Genomic DNA, 17,288 nt, shown 5'->3' with positions numbered 1-17,288 from the left:
AGGAGGATTAAAATGAATAACCTTCCAATTCATGCAAAACTTAAAGTAAATAAGGATACTTTCTTCCTCCCCGATTCAAACGGGGGTGTCTATTTTCGAAATAACGCCAGTTCATTTCGCATGGACGGTGATGGAATTTATGACTGGATTGAAAAATTAATGCCAATGTTTAACGGAAATTATTCTTTAGCAGAAATAACCGATGGCCTCCCTCTCCCCTATCAAAATCGGGTATTTGAAATTGGAGAGATTTTATATGAAAATGGTTTCGTTCGCGATGCAAATCAAGATGCACCTCATGAATTAAACAGTACATTACTCGACAGATATGCTTCGCAAATTGAATTTTTAGAAGCCGATTCTCATTCAGGTGCTTTAAAATTCGAAACGTACCGCGGAGCAAATGTCCTTGTACTTGGTTCTGGGGATATGCTCACTTCCTTAGTTTCTTCTTTATTAGAATCTGGTTTACCTATATTTCATTACCTCGTTACAGATCGAGATGAAACAAACTATGACAGAATACATGAGCTAATAGAACGTGCATATGAAGTTGATAACAGTGTACTCCTTCAAGAAATCGATACTACAATTGACCGTCCCTTACATGAAGTATTCGAACCTTTTGATTGGATTTTATATGTTTCTCAAAATGGAGACATTGACGGTTTAAAAACAGTTCACACTATTTGTAGAGAAACGAAAAAGAATTTTATACCAGCTATTTGTTTATCAACACTCGGTATAGCTGGACCTGTCGTAATGGAAAACCGTGATGAATGCTGGGAATCCGCATGGCATCGGCTACATGAAACGACTTTGCAAAATGAAAATTCATCGGATTCCTTCTCACAAATTACATCTGCCATGTTAGCAAATGTAATCGTTTTTGAATTGTTTAAACATGTCGCGGATGATTCTTATCGTGAAAAAGAATCACAATTCTTTTTATTAAACTATGAAACACTTGAAGGAACGTGGCATCCTTTTATAAAACACCCTCTTGCAACTGATGAAAGTTTTACAATTGATACGATAGAAAATATTTCTGAAAAACTTGAGTATCGGTATGGCCAACATACTTCAACTGATATATTCCGCTTTTTCGACTCATTAACTTCTAAAGAAGCCGGTATATTCCATGTATGGGATGAACAAGATTCATATCAATTACCGTTATCACAGTGCTATATTCAAGTAGCCACTCCACTATCAGATGGCCCAGCTCCCCTTCTGCCTCTTATGACTTGCAGTGGATTGACTCATAATGAAGCACGCCGAGAAGCTGGTTTAACAGGGATTGAAACATATGTAGCAGAAATCATTCACCGCCTTATTCCTGAACATAACGATATCGGTATCGGTGCTGGAGAAACGATGACAGAAGGATTTTACCGGGCACTACAACAACATTTAAACAATAAATTGTATGAACGGCAGTCACATATGCTAGAAGAACTTACAACGATTGATTTAACTGATATTCACGATAAACATTGTAGATTTTATTACGATGCTCTTGCTACAATTCATGAAACACCTAAAATTGCAATGAGTGAAGAGATTCTCAGTTTTCCAGTCATTTGGGTTGGTATAAATGATAGATGGTACGGTGCATCTAATATTAATATGACGTTAGCCTTACGGAACGCACTACAACTATCACTGCTCCACATTCAAAGTGAAGAGACTCCTTACAGAGCTAATATCTTGCCTGAATCATCTATTATTTTATATGACACGGATTCTTTTAGAGTGGAAATACAAGCGGAAGAAGAAATTCCAAGTGTGCAATCTTTACAGCTTGCCTTACAGCATTTAGAAGAACATAATTTTTATCCCTTCGTGTTTGATTTAGCAATCGAACCATTTTTGAAAGAAAACTTAGACGGTGTGTATGGGGTATTAATTGCAAAGGAGGACGGTCTATGACTCAAAATATATTGCTTATAGGAGATGGCCTTCTTGCAGACTATGTACATGATCAATTATGCAAACAATATTCCATCATTCGTCAGCATACCCTTCCAGAAGTACTTCCTGAAAATATTCATCTCGCTCTCGTATTACATGACGGATCTCCTTCTACTATTCATCATGACGCTGAGCTAATTTTTCGGTCAAATCATATTCCATGGCTACGTGGTTTTACTTCATTTGGCGAAGGTATTATCGGTCCTTACATTCATCCTCTTACGCCCGGATGTTCCCATTGTTCTGATGGACGCCGTTTTATCGCTGGCTTTGACCAAAAAGAAATGTGGGAACTACAGCGGAAATATGCCTTTAAAGCAGATGATGTAACGAGGCGTGATGTACGTGCCACCCAAAATGGAATGTTACAAATGTGCCATCTTATTTGCGCAGAAACAGAAAAAATATTAACTCATAACCATTCTTCTTTAGAAAATGAACTTATTTTACTAAACTTACAAACATTACAATGTACGCGACATTCTTTTCTTCCAGATCCTCTCTGTCCTGTATGTAGTAATTTACCTAATGATACTGCGGATGCGGCGGAAATTTCTTTACAACCGAGTTTAAAAGTAAGCACCGAAACGTATCGCTGCCGTTCCATTCATGAATTAAACACATTTTTAACGAGAGACTATTTAGATTATCGGGTCGGTATGTTGAACGGCAAAATGCAGCATTCATTATTACCATTCGCTGACGTCATTATAAACATGCCATTAATGTTCGGAAATGAAGGTGTTGCAGGCCGAACTCATTCATTTGCAGTGAGTGAAGCAACTGCTATTTTAGAAGGTTTAGAACGATATTGCGGGATGTCGCCTCGCGGGAAAAAGACAAATGTGCATGGTAGTTTTCATGATTTAGAGGAACACGCACTAAATCCCCTCTCGCTCGGTGTACATACAAATGAACATTACAATCGTGATAATTTTCCATTTAAACCGTTTGATCCTGATTATGAGCAAAACTGGGTATGGGGATATTCTTTATCACAAAACAGACCGCTTTTAGTTCCTGAATCAATTGCTTATTATAGCCTCGGTCATCGAGACGCTTTCGTGTATGAAACATCAAATGGATGTGCAATTGGCGGTAGTTTAGAAGAAGCGATTTTTCACGGCATTTTAGAAATTGTAGAGCGTGATGCCTTCTTACTCACTTGGTATGCAGAATTACCTCTTCCCCGCCTTGATCTGAGTTCAGCAAATGATACAGAATTACAATTAATGATTCAGCGGTTACGTACGATTACCGGATATGAATTACACGCTTTTAACGCGACGATGGAACACGGCATCCCTAGCTTATGGGTAATTGCAAAAAATACGCGTGAAAATGGAATGAACGTTGTTTGTGCGGGAGGCGCTCATTTAGATCCTATTCGAGCCTTAAAAAGCGCTATTCAAGAAATAGCAGGCATGTTACTTATAACAGACGATGAGCTCGAGCACAAAAGAGAATACTACGAAAAATGCTTACAAGATCCTTATTTCGTTAATAAAATGGAAGACCATAGTATGCTGTATGGATTGAAAGAAACGGAAGAACGTCTTCACTTCCTTTTACGAGAAGATGCACCGGTGCAAATGTTCCAAGAAATGAATGTATCACAATCATTTGATATGGATTTAACATCCGATCTCCACCAACTTTTAAATCGTTTGCATCAATCTGACCTTGAAGTAATCGTTGTAGATCAAACCGTTCCCCTTATAGAAAAGAACGGACTACACTGTGTAAAAGTTATTATTCCAGGTATGTTACCGATGACGTTCGGACACCATCTTACTCGGGTTACAGGACTGGACCGGGTATATACCATACCGATGACACTTGGATATACAGACGAACCTTTAACAAATGAAAAATTAAATCCACATCCACATCCGTTTCCATAGTAAAGGAGGGATTTCATGCAGCTAAATACTTTTTTACATCATCTCCATTTCTCTATCGATGAAATTATGCCAAATCATGAGGTGGACTGGAAAGACGCACCGCTTCCTTATAAATTATATCGAAATGTACCTACCATCCCGCTCTCCTTAGAAATCCCGTTATCTTTATCGAACTCTTCTACTACACCTACTCTAAATGAGATTGGTCACTACCTTTGGTATTCATTTGGTGTAACACAATTATGTCAGCTAAATAGCGGGAGAAATGTATTACGTAGATCCATTCCTTCAGGCGGTGCCTTATACCCTAATGAATTGTATATCTATTTAAAGATTGACGATTATCCAGATGGCATTTACCATTATGACGCCGCGCATCACCGGCTTATTTTACTTCGCGAAGGAAATTTCGATTCTTATTTAGCAGACGCACTCGGTAACCGCTGTAATATACATGATTGTTTCGGTGCCGCATTCGTATCCACTATGTTTTGGAAAAACTTCTTTAAATACAATAACTTTTCATATCGCCTTCAAGGATTAGATAGCGGGGTTCTCATTGGACAATTACTTGAATGTGCCAAACAGTTCGGTTATACGAACGGCGTATACTTTCAATTTCTAGACCGTGCACTGAACCATTTACTCGGATTGTCAGAAGGTGAAGAAAGTGTGTATGCCGTTATTCCTTTAAGTACAGAGCCAGAAACTAATTGGTTTCACAATGATTACCATGAAAATAAAACATTTACTTCTCATGAGTTGTTGCAACAAATTCCGCCGCTCGCACATGAACATTTCGTTCGCTCAAAACATGTAGATGAATATCCGATGATAACAAAAATAAATGAAGCTTCTATGATCGAATCGACAGCACACTTCCAAACACTAGCTCATGAAGAGCACTATCAATATCATGAGCATGCTGTACAACTGCCGAAAGTAGAGCGTTTATCTTATGATTTCTTACAACTTTGCAGAAAACGGTATTCCCCTGATGCTGACTTTACTTTAACGAAATGGGATGCAGCCGAGCTCGCTACTTTACTACAAGAAGCGAGCCTCTCCTTCCCTTATTCCAACGACCTTGATGGTAAGTATATAAATGAAAATGCGCGCGTCTCATTATATGGATGTTTCTATAATGTAAAAGATATAAAAAACGGCGCTTACACTTATAACAGTAAAACGCATTCCATACAACCACTTCGATATGGGGACCTTCGTTATCCTCTTCAATCTAGTATGACGATGGATAACGTAAACCTTTTTCAAGTATCACTTTGCCTACATGTAGTTGGAAAGAAAGATTATTATACAAATGCATTAGGCTATAGAGGGTATCGTATTCATCAAATGGAAGCAGGTATACTTGTTCATAAACTCGTTTTTGCAGCGACCGCGATGGGGATGGGCGGGCATCCTTTACTTAGTTTTGATACAAATTCATGTGATCAATTGTACGGAATAGATGCTGGGAATGAAACATCTCTTATTCAAGTTCCAGTTGGGGCATATCGGGCGCGGAATTGGTTAAAAGGGGATTTGCATAGTTAAAAGCACGCCGATGGACGGCGTGCTTTTTTACTAGATTAACTTAAAAATACTCTTAATTTGTCTAGCAAATAACCAATTTTTCGTACCGTAGTTATCATTTAAACTATCTAAATTAATAGATTGTCCGTTAGCAAACTTTAATTCTAACGTTGTATTTTTGTCATTTGTTTTTAAGTTACTATTTGTAATGGCATCATACTTTAATTTTTCAATCTCAACATATTCGTCTTTTTCTTGTCCAATCACAACATGGTCTTGGAAGAAGAAAAATACTTCTACTTTTTTACCGAAACAAAATACATTTTTCGTATAAATTAATGTCGCGTTATCAAGTCCGACACATACTTCTTTCATTTCTTCCACAACGTGTCCAAAGTCTTCTTCATGTCTTGCATTTGATTCAGCAATCCATTCTTCGATTGTTTTCATGTTAATTGCCATACTGCGCCCCCTGGTTCGTTCATTGCTTCGTTTAAAAAATAAATACTATATGAAAATATAAGCGATACGTAATATGTTTTCAAGGGGGCACGGTATATTCAAAATAAAGTGAAACTTTATTTACTCCCTCATTGTAAAAAAAATAGCACTTTAAAAAGTGCTATTCCGCTCTCCTTGCCGCTTGCTGAATTGGATCCCAAACGCTGTTATATGGTGGGGCATAACTTAAGTCGACATCTTCTAAATCGTGAATACTCATTTTATTGAAAAGTGCCATTGCAATTACATCAATCCGTTTATCTACGCCTTCTTCTCCAATTACTTGCCCGCCCAATAATTGTTTCGTATCGGATCGATATAGTAATTTCAAGTAAAGTGGTTTCGCATTTGGATAATAGCCCGCCATATTAGTCGAATCTACTTTGACTGTTTTATACGGGATGTGTAGCCCTTTCGCTTCTTTTTCATTTAATCCTGTTCTTGCAAGCGTCAAATCCATAAATTTAATAATGCCTGTACCTAACGTACCTTTAAATGCTCTTCGTTTATCCAGCATATTCAGTCCAGCAAGTCGGCCTTGTTTATTGGCAGTCGTTCCGAGCGGGATATGATCATGAATTTCCTTTATAACGTGGTAATGTGTTGCGCAATCACCAGCTGCATATACGTCTTGCACATTCGTTTGCATATATGCATTTACTTCAATTGCCCCTTTATGATTCTTACGTATATTTGTCCCTTCAAGAAAATCAGTATTTGGCTTCACTCCTACCGACACTAAAACAAGATCTGCTTTATACGTACCTTTATCCGTTTCAATTGCTTCTACTCGTTCATTCCCTTTAAACGCTTTTACATTTTCATTCGTTAAAATTTCAATATGATGCTTATCTGCTTCTTTATGTATGTACTCTGCCATATCTGCATCATAAATCGTACCGATATGATCATTTCGCTCAATCATTCTTACTTTCTTACCAAGTTCGACGAATGTTTCTGCCATCTCCAGTCCGATTGCGCCACCGCCAATAATCGTTACATCTTCAACTTTATTCGTTTCTAGCGTTTTTAATATGCGCTCAGCATCAGGAATTGTTTTTAAAAGATGAACGCCTTGTAATTCCCGTCCTTCCCATTCTGGCATAACAGGACGCACTCCAGTCGCAATTAATAATCGATCATATGGAAATTCAAAGACATCCTTCGTCTTCGTATGCTCTGCGTATACCATTTTCTTTTCCGTATCTACTTTCGTTACTTCATGTCGTACTTTCGCATCAATTCCGTATTTATCACGAAACGTCTTTACATTACGCGCGATTAACTTTTCCGTTGAAGCGATAGCACCACTAATGACATACGGTAACCCACACTGCGCGTACGAATAAATTTCACCTTTTTCTAGCGTCACAACATTTGCATTTTCATCGTTTCTAACAATTTGCATAGCTGCACTCATACCAGCTGCATCTCCGCCAATAATGACATAGTTCACTTTACCACTCCTTCTTTTTTACATACTCTTTACGTTTTCCATATTTTATAAAAATAACACCTACTTCCATTGTAAAGAAAGAGAATTTTATCTTCAAATTTGGTGCACAAACTTATGTATGAATAGGTAACTGTCGTGTCTTATAAACAACATGTTTAATATGCTATAAAAGCAAATATCGAAAGTAGGTGAAACATACATGTGCGCTGGTCTTCTCGCTCAGTTTCCAGAGGAACCGAAAGAACCGAAAGCCGCCCTCCCGCTTGAACAAGAATTTACCGTTAATGCAACATTATACAGTGCTCGCGCTTGGTTATCAGACAATGACACTTTCTCTCAAACTATTTGGAAAGCCACTCGCTTTGCTTCTGCATCACACGCTGGTAAGTCCATCTTCCCCGTTGGTACTGTTAAAGTTGTAAATGTTTCTGATGATACAATAACGGTTACGATATCATCAGAATCAGATGATGCACTCAAAATAGTCGTTCCTCCTCATTCTGAAGCTGCCTTAACGTCTAGTTCTTTATCTGATGTGCAAGCCAGTACATCCGGGGGAGCAAGTAAAGTCACATTTCTCTTTCATATCTTTTTCTCAAGGGATCCTGGTCCAGCTAAATAACGATAGAAAAGGTACAGCAATATACACTGTACCTTTTTCAAGTGCCTATTCTCTTGATTTGATTAGTTCAATATTATAAGTTTCAATATCTGTTAACGTTCCTTTAAAATAAGGATTTTCTCTATACCAAGACTGTTTTGCAAAATACGCTTGCATATCTTTCGTTTGAAAAATATGTCCATGCCTTGCATATATTTCATTTCTAGCAATTTTCAACTGCTCTTTCGATAAATATGTTAAATCTGCGCTCGTTAATTTTCGAATATCACTATCAGGAAAGATGAAACCATTATATACATACCCAGTCGCGGGCGTTGGAGTAACATTATAAACAACTGTTTTTTCTGTACTTTTCTTTTGGAATGGAAGATTATAAGACGAAAGTGTCGTTATCGTCTCTACTTGTGTCGTTTCTCGTCCGCTTTCTCCATTTCGTTCTAAATAAATCGTCGCACTTCCATCAGTCGCTACAGGCCCCCATGTAATTTCTTCTCCTGCTAGCGCTGTAACCGGTTTTTGATTTACGTACAATGTTGCACCAGGCGCGTTCGTTTGAACTGTAATATATTGACCTTGCAACGTTAAATCTATCGTTACGTTATTTTGGCTTTGTTTCATAAGTACAACCTTTTCCTCACGAGATAATTTTACATAGTCATTTTTATAATCTGATTGAAACACTTGATTTCCCGGAAGAAATGGCCCATATTGCTTCTCAAACTTTTTGTCATCTGTCTTATCAATTTCTTTTCCGTTCATTTTTAACGATACGCCTTTTTCATTTGTAAGCAAAGTTGTATAGTACGTCTTCGCTTTCAATTTATATCGATCAAATATAAAGAAATACTTTCCGTCTTTCGTTAATGAAAAATCAACTCTTTCTATTCCATCCCGTTGTTTTTCACCTTGTCTCAAATATCCTTTTAATTCATTTACGTAAGATGGATTTTCTTTTATATATGAAAATAGAGGCGTTAAACTCTCTCTCGTTATCATAACCGATGGATCATCTGCCGTAACGATCTCAGCTAATTTCTCTCCGTCCCTCTCTTGTAAAATCGTAATCATCCGGTCTACTTGTGCCACCTGCGTATAATACGATGCTCCGTACAAATACAATCCAATAATCGCTATAACAAATAGTGCTAACAGTGTAATGCCAACTTTTGTACCACCGCTCATGTTCTTCTTTACTACAGGACGTCCCCTCTTCGACCCGCAGTTTTGACAAAATTGCACACCATCTTCAAACTGAGATCCGCACTTTGGACATACATTCATTCAGTCAACCACCTTTTCATTAGAAGCCAGTTATTCCCTTTGTTAAGGCTTGAATTATCGTGCTAATGTAAGACCAAAGTACAATGAACGTTGCAATTCCAATTAAAACATTTGCAATAATAAGTGTGTAAACGAGATCTAATCCGCCATTGTCTAGCTTTAATACGGCTACAGTTATACTAATCCCTATATAAGTTGCAGCTACGGATAATAATATAGGTAAGAAAAAGATTAATAAGAAACTAAAAAGAAAAGAAAGGACTAATATGACAATAGTCGGCGTCGCTATCGTTCCCCATATACCAAATACTTCAAGAAACGAAAAAGACGATTTCATCATCTTACCACTTACAAAAATAATAAATCCAACAAATAAAGTTAAAATTAATAAAAAGAAAAAGACCGTTATAGATTCTCCAAAAAACGTGGGAGTAGATATATCTGGTGCAAATGTTCTCGTAACTGCTGATGCTGCACTCATCATTCTATAAAAAATACATGCTCCTAAAAAACAAATAAGAACAAGACTTACAATTCCATTTCGCACTTCAATAGCGCCGCTTTTCATAATCGCTGTGGGTGCTTGTAATGCATGTTTAAAAAATTGAAAATAGCCGCTCGCGAACCGCTTCGCTTGCTCTACCGTTTCATTTGGCCGAGCTTCCTTTGCTTGTGCCGCACGTACTTGTTCCGGCCCTTCTTCTTGGCCACTACTTGCCACTACTTCTTCCGTTAACGAATGTCCACAATTCCCGCAAAACTTTGCCTCCGCTGCATTTTCTGTATGACATGACGGACATTTCATTCTCTTATCCCTCCTTAAGCATATACCTTATAGGGTGTTACAAGTTCAATATATGACTTTGGACATAAAACATGACTACAAGAAAAAGATTCTGAAATCCTTCTTCCGAAAGAAAATATATGTGCTAGTAATCTTGAAAAAAAATGCTATTATGAAACAGAATAAATAATATTTTTAACAGATTGGATGACTGGCAATGGAATTGGTAAACTCAATTTTTCAAATACTCCTTACAAGCGTAATCCAATTATTATCTTTAATTGGCGTTATCATTGTAATTGGATTTCTATTAGGCTATTTAGAATCTCTCACACGGATGTATTGGTCGAGAGCTTTCGGAAGAAAAGGATTCCTATTAACGGCTTGGATCGGTGTTCCGATTCACGAACTTGGACATGCCATTATGTGCGTACTGTTCCGTCATAAAATTGTGGCGACTCAGTTCTTCCCGACAGATACAAGCCAAGGCGCTTTAGGCTACGTACAACATCAATACAATCAAAAAAGTGTGTATCAACGGATTGGGAATTTCTTCATCGGCATTGGGCCTATTATTTCTGGTATTACTGCACTAATCCTTTTAATGCGCTATTTCGTACCAGAATCATATTTTTTATTTAATACAACTCTCGAAAAAACGATTGCTTCTACTTCTATTAATATAGAAATGATCCAAAACATGCTCTTGTCGACGTTTGTATTATTGAAAAACTTATTTACAATCGGCAATTTATTGAATCCTTCCTTTTGGTTATTTTTATTTATCGCCATTTGCATTTCCGCACATATCGCTTTAAGTAAACCAGACATTAAAGGATCAATAGACGGAGTTATCGTCATGTTTATCGTTTTATTTTTATTCAACATCATAGCGGGACTGTTTCAATACGACAGTAACCAGCTAATTGGACAGGTTATGAAATATAATATGTATCTCATTGCGTTTTCTAGTGTAGCACTGCTTTTCTCTTGTATTTCTACACTTGTTAGTTTTTCGTTTTATAAAATAAGAAGAGGACGTTCTTTTTGAACGCCCTCTTCTTATTAATTATTCCTCTGATAATCACAATGTTCAACCGGAACACGAGCATGCCCTTCTTCATCGGTACACCATGACTGTGATTGGAATGCAAGAAAGATACCAATCCATTCTTCTTCCTTTTCAAAGTGAATGAGTATCCCTCCATCTTGCCATATTCCATCATCACCTTGCCATTTTTCTACATTCCCTTGATTCATATGAATATCATGTATACCGTTTCCTGGTTTGAAATGAAAATAGGAATCTGGTGTATTTTCTTCTGGTCCCCATCTTTCGCCAAACGCGTAAATAATTGCTTTTTCTTCTATCGCTCGTTTTATATAACGTTCTATTTTTTCATTTAAATCATTATCTGCTCCTGCCTTTTCGGGAGGTAAAGGAATCATTTGATTTGAGTCAAATAGATTTCCTCTTACATAATCTAAAGCTACTTTCGGTTCATTGTTTTTTATTTCTGTAAAACCGAATGGTAATGTCGGTAAAATATGAATCGCCTCTGACCGAATATTGTCGCTCGCAAAATATAAAACTTCTGATGGATAACTTTGCGACTTTACGTTAATTGCAATGCGATAATCTACTTCTGCTTCATCTTGTAAATGAACTTGATAATGAGGAGTTTTCCCTTTTCCCATCTTTGATTGTATAACTGTACCTTTTAATACACCGTAGTTTTTTAGGGGCATACATTTCATCTCCTATTCATTGAGTAGAAGCTTTTCATATTTAAAACATTATCCATTCATAAAAAAAATCCTCCTATGTTAGGAGGATTTTTAATTTCTCAACATATACCAAACAATAACCTCTACCACTACAAGCAAAACCGCACCAAAGATCATTAACGTCGTCTTCTTTAATAGTTCATTTTCACGGTAAGGGATATTACATAAGTAAGCACCTAGTGTAATCCGTGATGGACAAGCGATTGTCGCTACTGATGATGCGGTGTTTTGAAGTGTTGTGACATATTGCCACGGGAGTGCTACGTTTTGTGCGGTTTGCATTTGTAGTTTTATAAACATTGCATTTGATCCTGCGTTACTACCTGTTAAAAATCCACCAATAGCGCCAATAAACGGCGCAACGAAAACGAAAAATGTTCCAAATGTATCACCAGCTGTCTTTGCGAGTAATGAATGCATGCCTGATGCACCCATTAGTTCTGAAATGGCGATAAACATTGTCGTCGTAATCGCAAAAGGAATCCATTGTTTGATCGTTTGTGAGAGTGATTGTTTAATAATATTAGACGGGATGCGGAAGAAAATAATAGTAAATAAGCAAGTCATACCGAGCCAAAATCCTGGTGAATATAGTAACTCTAGTTTGTAAGAGTATGATTTCAAATCAAGAACCGCATATGATCTGAACAAATCATGTAATGCTGGAACGAGGCGAGAAAGTAAAATACAAACTGTTAGAAATATATAAGGGCTAATAATTTTTATAATGGATACTTCTCTCTCCGTTGCAGCCGCATGCTCTGTTATAAGATTTTGCCCACTTTTTCCTTTTAATTTAATGATAAAAAAGCCAAATGTAATCGTAACGATAGAACTTAATATCCCGGCTAGTTCAACACTTACGTATGCATTAGAAAGATAGATTCCGAGAGAAAATAATAGAAAGAATCCTACTCCTTCTTTCCACTTTTCTATAACCGCTTGCCAGCCGCCAACAACGTGTAAAGAAAGAATAACGAAGTAAGCAAACATCGGAATACTTAGTAGCGCTGTATTTGTGCCAAGTGTTGTAAGAGGCATATTTATTAGCTGCGAACCGATAATCGTACCAGTTGCCATTGCGCCCCATGAACTAGCTAGTAAGCCGATGAATGAGAGTAGTACAGCTTGAAATGGTTTATATCCTAGTGAAAGAAAAATAGGTGCTGCAACCATGAAGCCGATACCGAATCCACTTACTGATTCAATAAGCGGGCAAATGCCAAAACACATAAGCAGCATTTGTAATAAGCGATCTTGCGTCACTGCTTCTAGAAAACGTGCCACTTGATCGATGTACCCCATTTTGTTCATGAGGTGAAATAAAAAAATACCGAAAAATAAAACGTACCCGACAATAAAACAAATTAACCATCCTTTAATCGTTGCGTGTACAGTTTCACTTATCCCTAATTGAAACGTTGGCGAGAGTAAAACGATTCCAACACATACAGCATAAGAAATTAACGAAGACCTTAATGACGTTTGTTTAAATAAAAATAAACAAATGAAAATCATCATAATTGGGATAAGTGCCAACAATATGGCCATGTTATCATCTCATTTCGTTTAAAATACAATTTTTAACTATTATATAACAGATGCTATAATTTTCAATTGTTTTTAAAACAGATTCAAAAAAGGAACCAAACGGCTCCTTTTCATTCACTCCCATTTTCTATTATCCTGAAAAACTGTCTGCTTTCCGACTATTTCTTTCAACACAACAAACACAATGTAAGTACATATTGCTTGCAATATAATATTCCAAAATTTCATTAATGTAAATGAATGAATCCGTAGAAATAGTTCGTTTAATAATACAATCGAAACGATACTAAATAATTCTATACTAATCGAAAATAGACATATTTCTAAAATAGACTGTTCTTGAATGCGATTTAAGTTGGAAAAGATGAATACATACCCTAAAAATAGAGCCATTAACTCTATTTTCGTCATGCTAATGAGCCAAGCGTATAACGGTACAGTTAAAAATAGATATAGTAATTTACGTCTTAGCATGCCTTCTCCCCCTCTGAATTATATGTATTTTCTGTATATTTTAACATTTATTACGCAAAACAAAAAGAAGAGACTACGCCTCTTCTTTTTGTTTTGTTGCATATATTAATTCACATATTTCTTCTCGCTTTTCATTTTCTAAAAGCTCAATGACCTTACTTCCAACGACAACTCCGTCGCATATTGTAACCATTTCTTCTACATGTTCTTTTGTTGAGATGCCGAATCCAGCGACTACTGGTAAGTTGACGTGTGATTTTACTTTTTCTAAGTAACTATGAATCTCCTCTTTAAAGTTTTGACGTACTCCCGTTACGCCCGCTACTGTAACAGCATAAACGAACCCTTCTGACTCACTCGTAATTTTTTCAATTCTTTCAATAGGACTCGTTACGGTAACCAGTGGGATGAGCGCAATGTTTACCTCTCGAAGTAACGGCGCAATAATATTTTGTTCTTCATACGGTAAGTCTGGAACGATGATGCCGTCTACACCTGCTTCTATACAGTTCTCAATGAATCTCTCTTTTCCGAATGCAAGTACCGGATTTAAATATGTCATAAGAACAAAAGGCATTTGTACTTCTTTCCTTACCTCTGCTAACGCTTGAAAAATGCCTTTTAATGTTACGCCGCTATCTAGCGCTCGTTTCCCTGCTCTTTGAATCGTTGGGCCATCTGCAACTGGATCTGAAAACGGAATACCAATTTCAACGATGCTTGCTCCTGCTTCATCAAGAAAACGAATTCTTTCTTTTAATTTTTCAAGGCCACCATCTCCGCCCATTACGTACGGAATAAATGCTTTCTTGCCATTTTCAAACGCTGCTTTAATTTTTTCTACTCCCATTTTTTACACCTCTTCCATATAACGTTTTATACTCTCTACATCTTTATCACCGCGGCCAGATAAACAAATGACAAGCCCTTCATCTTTCTTCATTTGCGGCGCTAATTTTAATGCGTATGCGACAGCATGCGAGCTTTCTAACGCCGGGATAATGCCTTCTTTTTTCGTTAATAATTGAAATGCTTCTAATGCTTCTTCGTCTGTTATCGAATGATAGGAAACGCGGCCAATATCTTTTAGCAAGCTATGTTCTGGACCAACACCTGGATAATCAAGTCCTGCTGAAATAGAGTGTGCTTCTTGAATTTGTCCTTCTTCGTTTTGCAGAAGATACATCATTGATCCGTGGAGAACGCCAACGCTTCCTTTCGTTAAAGTTGCTGCATGCTTTTCTGTATGAACGCCTTTTCCAGCTGCTTCTACGCCGTAAAGAGCAACTTCTTCATCGTGTACGAACGGATAAAACATCCCCATCGCATTACTACCACCGCCAATACAAGCAACGACTGCTTCTGGTAACTTTCCTTCTAACGCCTCATATTGTTTTTTCGTTTCATTTCCAATTACACTTTGGAAATCACGGACAATTTGCGGGAATGGATGTGGTCCGAGAACAGATCCCATAATGTAGTGCGTATCATGCACATGTGAAACCCAGTAACGAAGCGCCTCGTTTACCGCATCTTTTAATGTACCGCTACCTGCCGCTACACATTCTACTTTCGCTCCGAGTAATTCCATTCGGAACACATTTAATTTTTGACGTCTTACATCTTCTTCTCCCATAAAAATGACGCATTCTAATCCGAGAAGAGCACATACAGTAGCTGTTGCAACTCCGTGTTGTCCAGCTCCTGTTTCAGCGACAACTTTTTTCTTGCCCATTCGCACTGCAAGTAGTGCCTGACCGATTGTATTGTTAATTTTATGAGCTCCTGTATGGTTCAAATCTTCACGTTTTAAATAAATCTTTGCACCACCGCAATACTTCGTCATATTTTCAGCATAATATAGCGGTGTTTCTCTTCCGACGTACGTTTTTAAATAATGATTTAATTCCTTTTGAAATGCTTCATCTTGCATCGCTTCTTTATATGCTTCTTCTAGTTCTAGTACAGATTGCATTAACGTTTCTGGAACATATCGTCCTCCGTATATACCGTAATGTCCTTTTTCATCTGGATATGCGTAGTTCATTTGGAACACTCCTTCGCTTTTATAATAAATTGTTTTATTTTCTCTACATCTTTCTTTCCTTCTGTCTCTACTCCACTGCTCACATCGACCATGTATGGCCGAACAGTTCGAATTGCTTCTTCTATATTAAGAGCGTTTAATCCACCAGCTAATATCGTTTTCTTTCGCAATTCTTTTGGCATATCTCTAAGTAGTTCCCATGAAAATGTCTTTCCATTTCCTCCATGAAACTTTTCTTTGGGGCTATCAAATAATATATAATCCGTTTCATACCTTTGAGCGTTTTTCATATCACTCTCTGAAGTTACTCCTAGTGACTTTATAGACGGAATATTCAATCTTCTAATTTGATAATTGTCTTCATCCCCATGTAGTTGTACATGTGTTAACCCGCACTCATCTGCAATTTTCTGGATCACTTCTACTGATTCATTTACGAAAACACCGATTTTTAACACGTTGGCTGGAAGCTCCTGAATGATTTCTTCCGCTCTCTTTGGAGTGATTTCCCGCTTACTTTCTGCAAAAACAAATCCGAGTGCATCTGCGCCATATTCGCACGCACTTTTCGCTGTTTCCACATCAGTGATGCCGCAAATTTTCACTTTCATATATTCACCTTACAATCTTCAAAAAAACTACTAATAGAAGATGATGTCATAAGTGCCTCTCCAACTAATACACCTTTGGCTCCAGCTCTTTTAACACGAATAATATCTTCTTTTGAATGAATGCCACTTTCACTAATCCAAAGTAGTTTCTCCTCATTCAATCTTTTTCCAAGCTTTTCAGTTTGGCTTAAATCTACTTCGAACGTTTTTAAATTACGATTATTAATGCCAATAACGTGCGGATTTAATACAATCGCAGTTTCTAATTCCTGTTCATCATGAACTTCAACAATCGCTTCTAATCCTTTTTCTAACACGTAGCTATACAGCTCTTTTAACTTCTCTTTCGTTAACGCTGCTACAATTAGTAAAATAATATCTGCTCCCGCTTCATACGCTCTATCGATTTGAATCTTATCGATTATGAAATCTTTACATAAAAGCGGAATGTTACTTTCTTCTCTTGCTGTTTGTAAATCGTGAAACGATCCTTTAAAAAATTGACCATCTGTTAAAACAGATACTGCTCCTGCACCACATTTCTCATATGTTCCCACTTGTTTTCGTACGTCAACGTGTAAATTGATATCTCCTTTTGATGGTGATGCTCGCTTTACTTCTGCAATGACAGTAAACTGCTGTAACGCTTCTACAAGTGACTGTGTCTTTCTTTTTGTTTTTACTGGTGTATATATTTCATATAACTCCGCAACTTCCTTTTTCTTCTGTTCTACAATTTTATCTAAAATCGTCCCCACT

General features: G+C 37.2%; 16 protein-coding genes. 5 read left to right on the top strand and 11 right to left on the bottom strand.

The features are described 5' to 3' along the window. Window positions 1–12 precede the first annotated feature (12 nt). From MR136_RS19885 to MR136_RS19875, 3 genes are read left to right on the top strand one after another with little or no spacing between them, the layout of a single operon-like run. On the top strand, window positions 13–1,932 hold the full coding sequence (locus tag MR136_RS19885) for a putative thiazole-containing bacteriocin maturation protein (RefSeq protein WP_061456926.1): 1,920 nt from the start codon (window positions 13–15) through the stop codon (window positions 1,930–1,932). After that, on the top strand, window positions 1,929–3,878 hold the full coding sequence (locus MR136_RS19880; protein WP_000192983.1) for a TOMM precursor leader peptide-binding protein: 1,950 nt from the start codon (window positions 1,929–1,931) through the stop codon (window positions 3,876–3,878). Before MR136_RS19885 ends, MR136_RS19880 begins: the two co-directional genes overlap by 4 nt. 15 nt (window positions 3,879–3,893) lie before the next feature. Further along, the gene (locus tag MR136_RS19875; RefSeq protein WP_017672810.1) at window positions 3,894–5,435 is read left to right on the top strand and encodes a SagB family peptide dehydrogenase; all 1,542 of its coding nucleotides are present in this window, start codon (window positions 3,894–3,896) and stop codon (window positions 5,433–5,435) included. Window positions 5,436–5,465: 30 nt separating this feature from the next. Here the strand turns inward: MR136_RS19875 and MR136_RS19870 are convergent, their stop codons facing one another. Together MR136_RS19870 and MR136_RS19865 are read right to left on the bottom strand one after the other, a co-directional pair. Then, window positions 5,466–5,876: a DUF3908 family protein gene (locus tag MR136_RS19870; protein ID WP_000996782.1), complete on the bottom strand. Its 411-nt coding sequence runs from the start codon at window positions 5,874–5,876 to the stop codon at window positions 5,466–5,468. A gap of 160 nt (window positions 5,877–6,036) precedes the next feature. Next, window positions 6,037–7,371 carry a CoA-disulfide reductase gene (locus MR136_RS19865; protein WP_001110222.1) on the bottom strand — a complete coding sequence of 445 codons (1,335 nt, stop codon included), beginning with the start codon at window positions 7,369–7,371 and terminating at the stop codon, window positions 6,037–6,039. Between the two features lie 199 nt (window positions 7,372–7,570). Between MR136_RS19865 and MR136_RS19860 the strand changes: the two genes are divergently transcribed. Beyond that, window positions 7,571–7,993, top strand: a complete 423-nt coding sequence (locus MR136_RS19860; protein ID WP_017672809.1) for a hypothetical protein — start codon at window positions 7,571–7,573, stop codon at window positions 7,991–7,993. Window positions 7,994–8,038: 45 nt separating this feature from the next. Here MR136_RS19860 and MR136_RS19855 read toward each other — a convergent pair whose 3' ends face one another. Together MR136_RS19855 and MR136_RS19850 are read right to left on the bottom strand one after the other, a co-directional pair. Next, window positions 8,039–9,274 (bottom strand): TcaA 3rd/4th domain-containing protein, encoded by a 1,236-nt coding sequence (locus MR136_RS19855; RefSeq protein ID WP_017672808.1) that lies wholly within the window; start codon window positions 9,272–9,274, stop codon window positions 8,039–8,041. Window positions 9,275–9,293: 19 nt separating this feature from the next. Then, window positions 9,294–10,079 (bottom strand): zinc ribbon domain-containing protein, encoded by a 786-nt coding sequence (locus tag MR136_RS19850; RefSeq protein WP_000650098.1) that lies wholly within the window; start codon window positions 10,077–10,079, stop codon window positions 9,294–9,296. A gap of 196 nt (window positions 10,080–10,275) precedes the next feature. Between MR136_RS19850 and MR136_RS19845 the strand changes: the two genes are divergently transcribed. Beyond that, window positions 10,276–11,109: a hypothetical protein gene (locus MR136_RS19845; RefSeq protein WP_000424524.1), complete on the top strand. Its 834-nt coding sequence runs from the start codon at window positions 10,276–10,278 to the stop codon at window positions 11,107–11,109. A 14-nt stretch (window positions 11,110–11,123) separates the two neighbouring features. On the opposite strand, the gene MR136_RS19840 is transcribed toward MR136_RS19845, so the two are convergent. The 7 genes from MR136_RS19840 to trpC form a co-directional block, all read right to left on the bottom strand. Next, window positions 11,124–11,807 carry a DUF2278 family protein gene (locus tag MR136_RS19840; RefSeq protein WP_017672805.1) on the bottom strand — a complete coding sequence of 228 codons (684 nt, stop codon included), beginning with the start codon at window positions 11,805–11,807 and terminating at the stop codon, window positions 11,124–11,126. A 90-nt stretch (window positions 11,808–11,897) separates the two neighbouring features. Continuing rightward, a complete protein-coding gene (locus tag MR136_RS19835) occupies window positions 11,898–13,397 on the bottom strand; it encodes an L-lactate permease (RefSeq protein WP_017672804.1) in 1,500 nt (499 codons plus the stop codon). Window positions 13,398–13,511: 114 nt separating this feature from the next. Next, a complete protein-coding gene (locus tag MR136_RS19830) occupies window positions 13,512–13,871 on the bottom strand; it encodes a DUF4029 domain-containing protein (protein WP_000946131.1) in 360 nt (119 codons plus the stop codon). Between the two features lie 73 nt (window positions 13,872–13,944). Next, entirely contained in the window at window positions 13,945–14,721 is a 777-nt protein-coding gene (gene trpA / locus MR136_RS19825; protein WP_000537825.1) for a tryptophan synthase subunit alpha, read from the bottom strand. A 3-nt stretch (window positions 14,722–14,724) separates the two neighbouring features. After that, a complete protein-coding gene (gene trpB, locus MR136_RS19820; RefSeq protein WP_001105033.1) occupies window positions 14,725–15,918 on the bottom strand; it encodes a tryptophan synthase subunit beta in 1,194 nt (397 codons plus the stop codon). Further along, window positions 15,915–16,529 carry a phosphoribosylanthranilate isomerase gene (locus tag MR136_RS19815; protein ID WP_017672803.1) on the bottom strand — a complete coding sequence of 205 codons (615 nt, stop codon included), beginning with the start codon at window positions 16,527–16,529 and terminating at the stop codon, window positions 15,915–15,917. The genes trpB and MR136_RS19815 overlap by 4 nt, the downstream gene beginning before the upstream one ends. Continuing rightward, the gene (trpC, locus tag MR136_RS19810) at window positions 16,526–17,287 is read right to left on the bottom strand and encodes an indole-3-glycerol phosphate synthase TrpC (RefSeq protein WP_000536703.1); all 762 of its coding nucleotides are present in this window, start codon (window positions 17,285–17,287) and stop codon (window positions 16,526–16,528) included. Before trpC ends, MR136_RS19815 begins: the two co-directional genes overlap by 4 nt. Window position 17,288: the final 1 nt, after the last annotated feature.

The organism is Bacillus cereus group sp. BfR-BA-01311, assembly GCF_022664295.1.
GTDB classification, from domain to species: Bacteria; Bacillota; Bacilli; order Bacillales; family Bacillaceae_G; genus Bacillus_A; species Bacillus_A cereus.
The sequence above is the reverse complement of the archived record's forward strand: the minus strand, read 5'-3'. Positions and strand labels throughout refer to the sequence as shown.